Raw genomic sequence first — 16,048 nt, 5'->3', positions numbered from 1 at the left:
GTATGAAATAGGACAAATATCGTGTTGGCTGTCTACGAGTGTAATTGGTTGAATAACTGGTCGGCCTGTTCAAAATCTAACTCACCCTGCAGTACTTTCTGTAACAAGACTTGCATGGGCTGCTTAGGCTTCGGCTCTGTAGGAGCCTGATTTGTATCTCCCGCCGACTTGTTCAATTCCTTTGCCAAAAATTTGGAAAATTCTTTAATGTTAGGATAGTCGTACACTCTGGTTGCTGGAATAGCTGTTCCAAAGCGTTTATTCACAGCCTGCACCCACTCTACGCCTATAATGGAGTCCAGTCCCATATCAATAAATTGATCATCCCGGCCAATATCCATTTCATTCATACTCAAGGATTTCGCAAGACTTTCTACCAGTTCCTTCTCCAATGTTTCTATCCGTACAGCCGTTGGCGCATATGTCGACCGCTTTCCCTCATCCCTGGCAACAACGGGCGGCGGCGAAGAAGGCTTGGCCTCAGGTTGCGGCGGGGCAGGCTTGGATTCTGCCAGCACAGCTGACTTTTCTGGCTTATCTGCTACCATCTGGATGTTGGAAACGGAGCTTAGCAAAATGCCCTGCGGTTTTTCAGGTACTTTCGCCAAAGCCTGTCTCTGCACATTATCGTTGCTATGGTTAACTGCAGGAGGGCTGGAAACGAACTCTTGTACCGACACATCGACTACAGGAGTTTCCGCCTCGACGTCCCGGGATTCGCCCCCACGCGCGAAGATCCAATAGCTCTCCTTGGCAAATGGATAAGTTGGCAGACTAATCCGACGAGGGCTGGTATTCTCATAAAGTCTAGTCCAATCGAAGAGTAGCCCCTTCACCCAAAGCTCCGCCAGCTTTGTATACTTCCCCTTGCTTATCCAACTATCCACCATTTTTGCCATGTCTTCGTCTGCCTCAAGAACAGCTAGGATGTCTTTATTCTTCTTTGCCTGACCCAAATACAGCCCGTCAATATCCTCATTCCCCGCTAAAAAACTCTCCAGCTTTTCTGTAAGCTCACGGGTAGACTTAACTATGACTGCTAACCGTTCTTCCATGGCTTCCCGTCCCACCTGCAGAGTAAATGCTATATCCTCCAGGCTGGTTTGCGAGTATTCCGGCGCTTTGAGTTCAGCAAGCAGTCTTTGCACCTGTTCATCCAGTCGATCTTTATTCCTCGCCGACAGCACGATCATTGCCGGATTTTGCAGTGGAATGGTAACTTGTCTAGTCTCCTGCTCCTCAGGGATATATTCCTCAATGAGCACATGTGCGTTGGAGCCTCCGGCGCCAAATGAGGAAATACCTGCGATTCTTGGGTATTCAACTGTCTTCCCATTCATTGTGACGACGGGTCTTTTCCACTCTCCCAGCTCCTGCTGAACTATAAAAGGACTATCGCTAAAATCGATATTCGGGTTTAGTGTTTTTGAATGCAATGAAGGCACGATTTGTCCGTATTTGAGCTGAAGGAGCACCTTTGTAACTCCGGCGATCCCTGCCGCGCTCTCACAATGCCCAATATTTGATTTTGCCGATCCGATTGCGCAAAATTGCTTATCCTCCGTATATTCCTGGAAAACTTTTTGCAATCCGGCGATTTCAATGGGGTCACCTAAGGATGTCCCGGTGCCATGCGCTTCGATGTAACTAATGGTTCTGGGGTTAATTCCTGCTTTCTTAAAGGCCCTTCCAATTACACTGGCCTGCGCATTGGGATTAGGAACTGAGAATCCGTTTGTCTTCCCTCCATGATTCACCGAGGTCCCCTTTACGACCCCATATATATGGTCGCCATCTGCAATAGCTTTGGACAGTGGTTTGAGCAGTACGGCTCCTACGCCTTCTCCTGGCACATATCCATCTCCGCCTTGTCCAAAGCTTTCGCACCGTCCTTTACTCGATACAAACCTGCCTTGCCCAAGCATCAGGTATTTGTTCGGATGAATGGATACATTGACGCCGCCAGCAATGGCAAGCTCACACTCGCCTTGTCGCAAGCTTTGGCAGGCCAGATGAATGGTCGTCAATGAAGAAGAACACATGGTGTCCACAGCCATGCTCGGACCGTGGAAGTTACAGAAATAAGATACCCGATTTGCGATGGAAGCCGGATTGCCAGGAACGGCAATCATTCTGCCCCTAGCTTGTTCCTGTGCCCCATAAAGCTGGTATTCTTCATACATGACCCCGACAAAAACACCCACATTCCTATCCTGCCCAAGGCCCCGCTCTAGTCCAAGCGCTTCCCGGGTATAGCCTGCATCCTCTATCGTTTCATAGACGCATTTCAGGAATAGACGCTCCTGAGGATCGATTATCTGTGCTTCTCTAGGAGAGATATTGAAAAACATGGGGTCAAACTGATCCACACCTTTGATAAAGCCTCCCCACTTGCTGTAAGCTTTTCCGGACTGGTTCCTGTCCTCGTCAAAGTGCATGCTGTGATCCCAGCGATCTTTGGGAATTTCCGTAATGCAATCCTTCCCATCGCGCAGATTGTTCCAGAATTCCCGTATGTTTTCTGCATCGGGATACATGCCCGACAAACCGATAATGGCAATTTCCTCTGATTCGCCTGCTCTTTTCGGTTGCGGTTGGAAACTTGCCTGAACTGGCATGAAACGCGATTGCTTCCGACTATCAGAAAGTGACCTTCCCGGGTCGTTTTCCATCGTAGAAGGCTTGAATTCTTTCGCAGGGTTGACCTCTGTCTCGATTCCAAGCAATTTAATCAGCTGCTTCTGGTGGACTTTAAGGAAATATTGGGTCAATTCCCGGATATTCTGGTATTCAAAAAATAAAGTTTTGGGCAGTGTTCCAAACGTTTTCTCCAACTCACGGGTTAGCTGTTTAATCATAATGGAATCAATGCCGTACTTCTCCATAGGGGCATCGGTTTCAATCTGCCTTGCCGGCAGCCTGATGGATGTAGCGAGCAATTGCTTTAAATAATTTGCCGCTTTTTCGGCAAGCAGGTCTTGTCCGATGACCGAACCCATCTCGCTTTCCCTTATCATAGAGGAGGCATCTCCAGCCTGATTCAGGGACGGTTGCTGCAGGAGCGTTTCTCTTAGCTGACTGGCATGCCCTTCCAACACCATGACTTGATTCTTTTCGGAAGCCAGGCTCTGATACAAAGCCCGAATTCCTGCACCAGTCTCCATTGCAAACATCCCCATCCCTTCCATGATCTTTTCTGTTTCCCCATCAATACGCATTCCGCCTTCTTTCCAGAGTGGCCAATTGACTGAAATCGTCCGCCCCTGGCGTTGTTCTCGCTCTACCAGCGTATTACGGTACTTGGCATAGGCGTCCATAAAGGCATTGGCAGCAGCATAGTCAGCCTGCCCTATATTCCCGAGGCTCCCTGCAACGGATGAAAAAAGGATGAAGAAGTCCAGCGGGATTTCCTTGCAAGCCTGATCCAGATTCACCAATCCCGTAACCTTTGGTGCCAAAACGTTTTGCAATTCCTCCCGTGTTTTTTTAATAATGAAATTATCGCTAACCATTCCTGCGCTGTGCACAATTCCGTCCAGCTTCCCAAACTCTTCCTGAATATCCCGAATCAAAACTTCAACGGCCCTTTTATCGGCGACATCGGCTTGTCGGAATACTACTCTTGCACCTAAAGCCTCTATCTCCTCAATCCTTGCTTTGGTGTCACCACGAAGCGGGGAGCGTCCGACAAGAATTAAAGCGGTATCCCTGGCCTGTCGTGTAATTTCTTCGGCAAAAATCAAACCGAGACTTCCGGTTCCGCCGGTAATTAAATATACTCCCCTGTCTTTCCACGGAATGCTGATCGCTTCCCCGGAGGCTTTAATTTCCGTCCATACGGCAACATGCCGTCTACCTGATTGATAGCGGATATGTGGTTCTATAGAACCGCGACTGTTTTCTTGCAGGATATTTATCAGACCTGCTGGATCCTGCTCCACATCCATTTCTATCAATTGGCCAACCAGTACTGGATTCTCCAGCCATGCTGTTTTTAAGAGTCCGGAAAGTCCCGAGAATACCTGTTGGTGATCCTGCACCGGAACGACAAGCTGAACCAATGTTTTGCCTTTGGATTCCGTTTTAAGAATATGTTGAATTGCCTCAAACACCTGTGTCGCATAAGTCCTAAACCGTGCATCAATGCTCTTCTCTTCGGATTGGAGAATGAGGCACTGCACCCCGTTCATTTGCGATTCAATAATTTCCCCGGAAATATATCCCGGTTCGCATAAAATTACCAGATGCTGTTGATAGTCAGGTGCTGTTCCTTCCAGAGCAATCGCTTGTTCTTCCCACACAGGCTCAAGCATCAAAGTCTCCGGTGCAGTCCATTCCTCTGGTGCCCCTGTCCCTCTTTCAGCAACTCGTGATAAAAATCCCTTCATCCTCACACAAACATTCCCCTGCTCGTCACACAAATCGATATCTAACTTTTGCAGCGGGCCATCCTGCCTGCTGTCTTCACTATTACGAATCCAGGCCCACATCTCTGATGTGCATCTGTTAAATACCTCTAACTCTTCCAATGCAAATGGTAAAGCTGGCTTAATGGAAGCTTTGCGATCACCTGCACTCATAATCAAGCCTATCGTCGCCTGAAGAGCGGAGTCCATCAAACTGGGGTGCATCACATAATGCTCCATCGTATGGTAAACGGAAGAAGGCAAGGACAACTTGGCAAGCGCTTGACCCACTCCGACATATATTTTCTCAATTCCCTGATGTCCCGGCCCATAGGAAATCTGCATCGCCGCAAACGCCTCATAGCACTGACGGGATGAAACGGAGCCCAGACTGTACTGCTCCAGCAAGGTTTTAATATCTATAGCAGGGACCTCTGCCACCGGAACAATTACTGCCCTGCCTTCACTTTGCACCACCAGCTCGGTGTCCGTTGCTCCAGACTTGCTGTAAATTTCATAGGCGATCTCCCCGCCATCTTGCGGATAGAGCCCAATACTGACATCAACCGACTCCTCCCCAACCACAACTGGACGGATCCAATCCACATCTTTTAACCGGATGGACGTCCACTTATCTTCTGGAGATCCTGCAACCTGCTCTACTGCCGCCCGCGCCATTTCAAGGTAGGCCACTCCAGGCAAGAGCTTCTGCCCCCTTATCACATGGTCAGACAGGAAAAATTCCTTCCCCGTAAAAATGGAGCTGAACTGCAGTCCATAAATATCGGACGTATTACGCTGAAGTAAGGGATGAATGCCGACTGCTGTCTCCCGTTCCAACACAACACCGCTTGCTCCCGTCCGTTTATTGATATCGGTTATACAATATCGTTCTTTGGCAAAGGGATAGGTTGGCAGACTGATACGGTTTGGTTTAGCCTCTCCGTACAACAGGGCCCAGTCAATTGCGACTCCTTTTACCCAAAGGTCTGCGATTTTTCCATAGCTGCCTTCGCTAACCAAAACATCAATCGTCGTGCCTGCACCCTCTCCGTCTTCACGAGCTCTAATTTCTTCTTTATGGCGTTTGGCGTGTCCCACGTGTAAGCCGTGGATACCATCCCGGCCTTCCACAAATCCTTTCAATTTCTCTTCAAGCTCCCGGAGAGAGCCTACAACGAAAGCCAAACGTTCTTCCATTGCTTCGCGCCCCACCTGAAGGGTATACGCTATATCTACCAGACTGCTGTCTGTGAACGGATGCTCCCCGATTGCAGCAAGTAATAGCTGCGCCTGCTCTAGCAGTTGTCCTTCACTCTTGGCTGACAGCACCACAATAGCCGATTTTGGGGTGGTAAGGGTAATAGAATTCTGCGCCTGCTTTCCAGGAATGTATTCTTCGATTATCAAATGGGCATTGGCACCCCCGAATCCAAAGGAGCTAACACCCGCTCTTCGAGGAATATTTTTCCCTTGAGTATCCCGCTGTGGCTTCCACTCCCGCGCCTCCTGAACGATATAGAACGGACTACCTTCAACTTTTATATAGGGATTAATTGCCTCGCAATGAAGGCTTTTGACCAGCTTTTTATGCTTTAACTGAAGCAGTACTTTTATGACACCCGCGATTCCAGAAGCCAGTTCCAGATGTCCGATATTGGTCTTCACCGAGCCCAATCCGCAATGGGATTCTGTGATCCCGGGTCCCTCTGTATTCTCATAAAGCTCTTTGAAAGCTGCTTTCAGTCCGTTAATTTCAATCGGATCGCCCAGCTCGGTGCCTGTCCCGTGGGCCTCAATGTAAGAGACAGTCCTTGGATCGATTCCGGCCTTTGTATATGCATTTACCAACACATCCGCCTGAGCCCTCGGATTAGGAGCTGTCAGGGAATTGGCCCGGCCTCCGTGATTGACGGCAGTACCCCGAATTACACCATAAATATGGTCTCCGTCCTTCTCTGCATCCTTCAGCTTTTTCAGGAAAAGCATGCCGGCCCCTTCACCACGCACGTAGCCATTGGCCTTATCGGAGAAGGTTTTGCACCGACCGTCCTCACACAGCATTCCTGCTTTGTTGAAGCTGATATGGAGTTCAGGCGTGATAATCACATTGACACCGCCTGCAATCGCCATCTCGCAGCTTCCATCCTCTATGGCTCTAACGGCTCGGTGAATGGCCACCAGCGAACTGGAGCAAGCCGTTTCGATAGGCTCACTCGGACCATGAATATTAAGGAAATAGCTCATTCTATTGGGCCCAACAGACGGTGCCATACCGCTGGAGGAATACGCCTCGACACCCACATTTCCCTGATAGATCATACCGCTGTAGCCGCTGTTCGCGGTACCTACAAAGATTCCTGTGCGGGTTCCCGACAGACTCCCTGCCTGAATGCCTGCATCTTCAATCGCCTTCCAGATATAGGTCATCAACAGCCGTTGCTGCGGGTCCATGAGTGCGGCTTCCCGTGGTGAAATTCCAAAGAATAGCGGGTCAAACTCATAGATCCCGTCAATAAACCCGCCCCACTTGATGTTTGTTTTATTGGCCTCCTGCTCAGGGTCACCGTAATACGTCTTCCAATCCCACCGATCTTCAGGGATTTCAGTGATACAGTCCCTGCCTTCCTCAAGATTTTTCCAAAACTCATCCACATCCCGAGCCATGGGAAATACACCGCTCATTCCCACGATGGCAATAGGTTCAGGAACAGCCTGAGTCTGTTGCGGCATGGACAACACATTCCCGCCTGCAAACCGGAAACGCTGCCGTCTAACGTGGGTACTGTCTTCCCTATCATCCTCCACGGCCTGGACAGCAGGCTCAATCCGGGCATGCACGGCAAACTGCTCGCCAAGCACGGCATCATATTCGTCCACCAAATACCTGGTGAAGTCATGAATCGTTGTGTATTCAAAAAATATGTCCGGCGTCAGCTCAAGTCGGTATAAGTGATTGATGTTGTTGGTAAATTGTGTGAGCAGGATGGAATCGAAGCCATACTCACTCAGTTCTACATGTTCATCAATATCTTCAAGTTTGACTTTCAGCAATTTTGACACGGCCTGTATCATAGCGGCCTGTACCTTGTCCAGCAGATCCGGTACGGCATTGCTTTTAGGGGAAGCTTCTGAAATTCCTGTCACCTTTTCAGGCTGCCTAATCTCTGGAGTCGTGATTAAACCCATGCTTTTCTTCATTTTTGCGAGATTGCCTTCCATCACCATAACCTGATCAACGCCCGCGATCATGCCACGATACAAGGCCTGAACGCCGGAAGAGGTTGACATGCCGCTCATGCCTGTACGCTGCCTTACCAGCTTCTCCGTTTCCTCATCAATACGCATCCCACCCTCTTTCCATAGCGGCCAATTGATGGATAGCGTTTGACCCTGGCGCTGCTTAGATGCTATCAGAGTGTTCCGGTATCCGGCATAAGCATCCATAAACGCATTAGCTGCAGAATAGTCTGCCTGTCCCTGATTACCTAATCCTCCGGCTACAGACGAAAATAGAACAAAGAAGTCAAGCGGCAGATTCTTGCTTGCCTGATCCAGATTCACTGTCCCTATTACTTTGGATGCGAGAACCTCCAGCATTTCCTCGCTATTTTTTTGGAGTATGCGGTTGTCACGAATGACTCCTGCACTGTGAATGATGCCATTGATGTTTCCGAATTCCTCCTGAATTTCCTGGATTAAATCGGTCACCGCCTGCTCCTGAGTCACATCGACCTGTCTGTATATTATTCGCGCCCCTAATGCCTCCATTTTCTTTATCTCAGCCCGTTTGCCCTCATCCAGCGCGGAACGCCCCGTTAAAATCAAGACGGCTTTATGGACTTTATCCGTAATCTCTTTGGCAAAAATGAGTCCCAATCCACCGGCACCGCCAGTAATCAGGTACACTCCGCCATCCTTCCACGGGTTACCCGCCGCTTCCTGAGAGATGTGAACTTCGTTCCAGCAGGAAACCCACCGTGTGCCTTTCTCGTACCGAATCTGGATATCCTCGAGGCTACGGCTGTTTTCTTTTAAAATGTCTATGATTGCTCCCCAGTCCTCATCCTGTCCCAGTTCTATTAACTGACCTACCAGTTTTGAATGCTCAAGCCGGGCCGTTTTTAAAAGACCGGAAAGTCCCGAGAAAAGCTGCTGCTCCTCCTGTCCGCTTATGGCAATCTGGATCAGCACCTTGCCATTGGGTTTTTCCCTGAAAATGCTTTGAATCTCTTCAACCACCTGGACGGCGTAATGCTGGAACTGTTCCGCGATTCCGTTTCGGTCGGGTTGCAGTACAATGCATTGCACGCCGTCCATCCGAGCTTCAACTTGTTCACGGGAAATCTCGGACGGCTGGCAGAGTAACACGACATGGCGATCATATACAGGCATTTCAGCCCCTAGAGCAATCCCTTGCTCTTTCCATACGGGTTCAAGCATCAAGTTACTGGAATTTGACTGAACATCCGAGGAAATCAAGTCCCTATTCAGAATTCTTGATGAATATCCTTTTATCCTGACACAGATGGCTCCAGTTTCGTCGCTCAGGTCAATATCCAGCTTCTGTGCCTTTTCCTCAGCTAGACCGTCTGCATTGTAGCGAATTAGCGCCCACATGATGGAGCTGCAATTTTTTATAATTTCAACTTCTTGAATGGCGTAAGGCAAAGAAGGTTTGATCTCGCCAGACCCCAGCGTCAAGCCTACGGTTGCCTGCAAGGCCGAATCTATCATACTTGGATGCAGGACAAATTTGCTTTGGTTGTCAGAAACGGAAGCCGGCAAGCATAACTTAGCCAGCACTTGACCCTCTCCCGCATACACCATCTCAATCCCTTGATGTCCAGGGCCATAATCCATTCCCATATCCCTGAAAACTCCATACAATTGTGTGGGGTCGAAGTTCCGACTGCATACATTCTGCAAGTCTTTAATATTCAGTGCTGGGACCTCCGCAGCCGATCTTCGTGTAGCACTGCCGTAGCTATATATCACAATCCCTGCATTAGCTTCTGCGCTCTCCCCATATATTTCATAGGAAATCTCTTGATGATCATCCAGGAAAAGTCCAATGTGTAGCTGTAGTGGCCCATCTTCTACGATAATAGGCCGTGCCCAAACCACGTTTTTAAGGCAAATCCCGGTTGGCCCGCCCTCATCATATCCTGTTGCCTGATCCACGGCCGCCCGGACCATTTCAAGACAAGCAGCCCCGGATAGAACCTTGCGTCCATTCACCACATGATCCTTCAGGAAAAACTCCTGGCCTGTAAAAGTCGAACTGAACCGCTGCTCCGAGAAATCGGAGGTGTTTAGATGCAGTAAAGGATGGAGCGAAGCAGCAGTGACAGAAGTCATGCCTTTGCCTGCCTTGCTGTCAAGCTCAGGCGCCCAGCAGCGTTCTCTCGCAAAAGGATAGGTCGGTAGACTGATCCGGTAAGGTTTGATGTCCCCATACAGCTTGTTCCAGTCAATAGTTAGCCCCTTTACCCACAACTCCGCTATTTTTTTCAGTTTTCTCTTCTTGATCCAGGTTTCAAGCAACGATTTGGCATCTTCATCCGCCTCAAACATCACAATCCCGTCTTTGCTCTTTTTCACCTGCGCCGTTAGGACGCCAGAAACCAGATCATGATTCGCAAATCCTTCGAGCGCTTTTAGCAATGCCTCTTTTGAATCTGCCACAAAAGCCAGCCGGTAATCCATCGGCTCGCGGCTCACTTGCAGCGTATACCCCATATCCGAGAGGTTAAGATTTTCCCGGGATGCAATAAAGCTCCTCATTCTTTCGGCATACGTTTTTAGTTGCTTTTCACCTTTAGCAGACAAAACGAAGAGAACGGGATTATGGATATCGGCGGCTGCTGGTGATGTCGCAGATGTTCCAGTCCCGGGACGATATTCTTCAATAATAAGATGGGCGTTCGTACCGCTAAATCCGAAAGAGCTCACAGCGGCGCGCCTTTTGTTCCCGCGGGAAGGTTCCCAGGTGTTCAATTCTGTATTGACATAAAAAGGAGAATTATCAAAATCAAAATGCTCATTCGGGTTCTTGAAATTCAGTGTCGGTACTAGTTTTCTATGCTTCATGCATAGCAACACCTTTTGCACGCTTGCTATGCCCGCTGCTGCAGAAGTATGCCCGATATTGCTTTTTACCGAACCTATGGCACAGTAGTTCTTCTGATCGGTTTTCTCTTTAAAGGCGGTTGATAAAGCTTCCAATTCAATAGGGTCTCCCAGCTTGGTTCCTGTCCCATGCATTTCAACATAGCTAATGCTTTCAGGCTCAATCTGATATTTGTTGTATATTTCCCGCTCCAGCTCAATTTGGCTGTTTGTGCTTGGAGCGGTAATCCCGTTGGTTTTTCCATCTTGATTGATTCCGGACCCGATAATAACTCCGTATATATGATCCCGATCAGCTTCAGCATCCTTCAGCCGCTTCAGAACCAGCGCCCCTACTCCTTCCCCCGGAACAAAGCCGTTGGCGCTATTGTCAAACGTTTTACACCGGCCATCTGGCGACAACATTCCGGATGCAGACATGCCTACATACGATTCAGGAGTCAGATATAGCGACACCCCGCCAACCAACGCCATTTCTATCTCTCCGTTAGATAACGCCTGGCAGGCCAGATGGGTTGCCACCAGCGATGAGGAGCATGCCGTATCTACGGATATGGCCGGACCTTTCAGATTGAGGAAATAAGAGATACGAGCCGCTGCAATAGCGTTACTGTTCCCAGTAGTATTGGTGAACTGCGCTTGATGCTTGTACCGCAGCATACTATATTCATTATTTAAAATTCCAAGGTAAACCCCGCATTTTTTATTTCCCAACTGTGAGCCACTATAGCCTGCATCCTCAATTGCCTTATATGCTTCCTGCATAAAAATGCGCTGCTGGGGATCCATCCCTTCCGCCTCGGTAGGAGAAATATTGAAAAATAACGGATCAAAATATTCCATATCCTCTAAAACACCCAGCCACTTGCAATTGATTTTCCCCTCTTGCGCTGGACGAGGATCGTAATATTGGCTTACATCCCAACGGTCCTTCGGGATTTCAATAATGGAATTTTTGCCTAGAGCGAGATTATCCCAATATTGCTGCACATCTTCCGCACCAGGATATCTTCCCGAAATCCCGACAATTGCAATTACGTCTTTATTTTCCAAAGGCATAGGCGATGAATCCTCTGCTACCTTTACCAGGTGGAATGGCTCGGAATCCTCCTTAGGCGATAGCCTTGGGGAACATTGCAGCGTGTCAGGTCCCTTCGAATGGACTTTCGCAATAGGCTTGTCCGTGTCCGGGACTGTGCTCAAGGACTGTTGATTGGAGCTTCCTCCACGCTTATTGATTTCTTGTGCCAAATATGCAGCGAATTGGTGAATGGTCGGATAGTCGTAGACCTTGGTCGCTGCTATAGATGTACCATATCGTTTATTAATATTTTGAACCCACTCTACGCCTATAATGGAATCTAGTCCGGTATCTATAAAGTTTTTATCCGCCTCAATCTCGCTCCGTTCCATATACAAAGCCTCAGCCAGGCTTACCGTCAGCTCTTCCTGTAACAGCTCTGCAGAGGCGCTGCACTCAGCCATGCTGGCCTGCGCCTGCTTTTCAAACGAAATCGGCATCAAATTCACCTGAATGGAAGCCTCTGCCGATTTCTCCGGCTCTAATGCAACGGATGACGGTGAATACTCTGCTGGAGAATGATCCGAAATAGACTGGGCAGAGAATGGCGCAATTGATTTGCTCAACAATTCCTTCTCAACAAATTTGCTAAAATCCCGGATGGTTGGATAATCGTAGACTTTTGTCGCTGTTATGGCTGTATTGTAATGCTTATTAATGCTACGAACCCACTCTACGCCTATAATGGAATCCAATCCAAGATCAACAAAGTTTCTATCCGAATCGATATCGCTCCGATCTATATATAAAGCCTGCGCCAGGCTTGTTGTCAGCTCCTCCTGCAATATTTCCGCCGATATTGCAGGAGGAATAGACGACAGCGCTTCCGTTTTCTTCTCATCCTCAAATGTGTGCGATGTCTCCTCCAGTGAAGTTAACATGATCGTTGTCCCCTCCTGGTTGGCAGACTTGCTTAGGTGCGGCTGACGGTCCAACAAATTCGGTAAGGATATGGCGCTTGGTTTTTCAGAACTATTCAAAAAACCGGGTTGTATTAGGGCTGTTGGCTGCATCGCATGAGTCTGGACGGGAATTGCCTTTTCCTGAGCTTCCGTAACAGCTCTTTCTACAGAAGAGACTCTTTCTACAAATGGGCTCATAATATCCGTGATCCAGTACCGCTCCCTCGCAAAAGGATAGGCCGGCAGGCTGATTCGCCGCGGCTTGGCATCCCCATAAAGCATGTTCCAATCCATTGCCAGTCCCTTGACCCAGAGATCAACAACCTTCGAATATTTCCTTTTCCCTATCCAGGCAGCGATCGTTTTGTCCATGTCTTCATCTTCTACCAGCGCCGTCAGCGCCTCCTTATTCCGTTTGATCTGGCCCCGGTACAACTCAGGGATTTCGTCCCGTCCTTCCAGGAATCCTTCCAGCTTGTCCACCAGCTCCTGCATAGACCCTGCAATCACTGCCAGGCGCTCTTCCATGGCCTCGCGTCCCACCTGGAGCGTGTATGCCACATCGGCCAGACTGCTTTCGCTTAGCTTTCCTTCCCGCATAACGGCTAGCAATCTCTCGGCCTGCTTTTTCAGTCGTTCTTCATTTTTGGCCGACAATACGATGATCGCAGGCTTTTGAGCCGTAACGCTCATTGGCATCTTCTCTTCTGCGATATACTCTTCGATGATGACATGTGCATTGGAGCCTCCCGCTCCAAACGATGAAATCCCGGCAATCCTCGGGTATTCCCGCGTCTCTCCATCGATCTCAACCACCGGCCGCTTCCATTCCCCCAGCTCCTGCTGGACGACGAACGGCGTCTGACCGAAATGGATATTCGGATTCAATTCTTGGGCATGCAGGCTGGGAACCAGCGTCTGGTTTTTCATCTGCAAGATGATTTTCCCAACCCCGGCGATGCCCGCTGCCGCCTCCAGATGTCCGATGTTGGACTTCACAGAGCCTATGGCGCAGAATCCCGTATCCGGCGTATCCTTCCTGAATGCCTGGGTCAGACCCGTCACTTCAATCGGGTCTCCCAGCTCCGTGCCTGTCCCGTGGGCTTCAATATAGCTGACCGTCCGCGCATGGACCCCCGCTCGCTCCAATGCCGCCCGAATCAGTTCCCCTTGGGCTGTCGGATTCGGCACCGTATAGCCGTTGGTCTTGCCTCCATGGTTGATGCTCGTCCCCCGAATCACCGCATGGATGAGGTCCCCATCAGCGATCGCCTTGGACAGCGGCTTTAATAGGACGACCCCCGCGCCTTCTCCAGGGACAAATCCATTGCCTCCTTTGCCGAAGCTCTTGCACTGCCCGTCTGCTGACAGCATGTGGTTGGCGCAAAGTCCGACATAGCTGAGCGGATGGAGATACAGATTTACTCCGCCTGCAATAGCCATTTCGCATTCTCCACGGTACAGATGCTCACAGGCTTCATGAATCGCGGTCAACGAGGACGAACACATCGTATCGATCGGCATGCTTGGCCCTTGCAAATTAAAGAGATACGAAATCCTGTTGGCCACTGAACTAAAGGATGTGTGAGGGTATATTTGCGTTCCTTTTCTCCATAAATCAAGTCCGTATAGATCAAAACCCGTTTTGGTAATTCCGGCAAATACGCCTACCCGGCGGTTATGCCGCAACGCAAGCTGTTCCCGGGTGTAGCCCGCGTCCTCCAGCGCTTCCCAGCAGGCTTCAATGAACAACCTTTCCTGCGGGTCCATACCGAGTGCTTCCCGTGGCGCAATATTGAAAAAGCGCGGATCGAAATCCGCAAATCCTTCGATAAAGCCCCCCCACTTGCTGTAGCTTTTTCCATTCGCCACCGCTTCCTGTGAATCAGGATGGAAGAATCCTTCCATCGTCCAACGCTCACGCGGGATTTCGGTGACACAGTCCTTCCCTGCTTTTAGATTTTCCCAATATTCGTTCATGTCTCTGGACCAGGGATACTTTCCAGCCATCCCAATGATCGCTATCGGTTCACGCATTTCCGCAGGGGCAGACCCCGCCAAGCTTCGGACGGGCTTCGCTTCCGCCTTTGCCGCAGATGGCACGGCTTCTTCTTCGACATACAGCGGTGCCACAAGTGTTTCCTCCACAGGCTGTATGTCATGGCTCATCCCGGTCCACTGCATGCACTCCTGCGGGTATTCCGCTACAAAATATTCCGTCAAGGCGCGCAAGGTCTGGTACTCATAAAACAGCGTCTGGGACAGCTCTCCAAAGAAGCCCGCCAGCTTGGCATTGAGCTGGGTAATCATGATCGAGTCGATTCCATACCTCTCCAGCGGCTCATGGGCTTCGATGCTGCTGACGCTCAGCCGAGTCACCTCTCCCAATAGCACCTTGAGTCGATATAAGGTTTTATCGTAGAGCAAGTTCGAATCCAGCTTAGGCGCAGTTGCCTGGATAGCATGGACATCGGGCTGTGAAACGGCTTTTGCCAGGTAGGCCTCAATTTTCTCAGGTTCTCCTTCCATGACCATCACCTGCTTCTTGCCAGAGGCCAAGCTTTGGTACAACGCCCTCATTCCCGACCAGGTCTGCATGGCTGTAATACCCATGTTTTGCGTCATGATCTGTTCCGTGTCCGCATCGATCCGCATTCCGCCCTCTTTCCATAGCGGCCAGCGGATGGATAACGTCTGTCCCCGCCGTTGCGTGGCCCCTACCAGGGCATTCCGGTATTCGGCGTATGCGTCCATAAAGGCATTGGCGGTCGAATAGTCAGCCTGTCCCGGATTGCCTAGGCTGCCCGATATGGAAGAAAAGAGCACAAAGAAGTCCAGGTTCTGACCACTGCTTGCCTCATCCAGATGGACCAGTCCGCTTACCTTCGGTCCCAGCACCTCCATAAATTCTTCACTAGTTTTTTTAATGATAAAATTATCGTGAATCACCCCTGCGCAGTGGATGATCCCATGGACACGTCCAAATTCCTGCTGAATGCTGTCCAATAAATCGATAACGGTGTTTCTATGGGTGATATCCGCTTGCCTGTACACCACGCTGGCGCCTGAAGACTCCAGCTCCTGTAGCCTCGTCTGCTTGTCTCGGTCCAGCGGCGACCGCCCCGTCAAAATGAAGGTCGCTGCTTGCGTCTGCCGGGCAATCTCTTCTGCAACCAGCAGTCCCAGACTGCCGGAGCCGCCGGTGATCAGATAGACCCCACCATCTCTCCATGGAAGCCCCTCTTCTTGCCCAGATGCTTCGAGCCTGCTCCAGCAAGCGATTGTCCGTTGTCCGTTCTCATAGCGAATCCAGCTATTCATCGGGCTACGGCTGTTGTCCTCCAGCTTCGCCAGGATGCCTTCCGCATGTTCTCCCTGATCCACTTCGATCAGCTGCCCGATGAATTTCGGGTTTTCCAGCCGGGCTGTCTTCAACAGTCCCGAAAGTCCCGAAAAGAGCCGTCCTTCCCCGGCGTTCCGCACCACAATTTGGACCAGCACCCTCCCCTCAGGCTTGTCTTTGAGTA

1 protein-coding gene (running past one end of the window) is annotated in these 16,048 nt (G+C 49.9%); it reads right to left on the bottom strand.

Going from position 1 to position 16,048, the window contains the following annotated elements; genetic code table 11:
- Positions 1-32: 32 nt before the first annotated feature.
- On the bottom strand, positions 33-16,048 hold the 3' portion of the coding sequence (locus NSQ58_RS12170; protein WP_341057511.1) for an SDR family NAD(P)-dependent oxidoreductase. 3,673 nt of this gene lie beyond the right edge of the window; only the last 16,016 of its 19,689 coding nucleotides appear in the window; its start codon lies beyond the right edge, outside the window; its stop codon occupies positions 33-35.

Source organism: Paenibacillus sp. FSL M7-0134 (assembly GCF_038007865.1).
Taxonomy (GTDB): domain Bacteria; phylum Bacillota; class Bacilli; order Paenibacillales; family Paenibacillaceae; genus Paenibacillus; species Paenibacillus polymyxa_B.
This window is presented reverse-complemented; position numbering and strand designations above follow the sequence as displayed.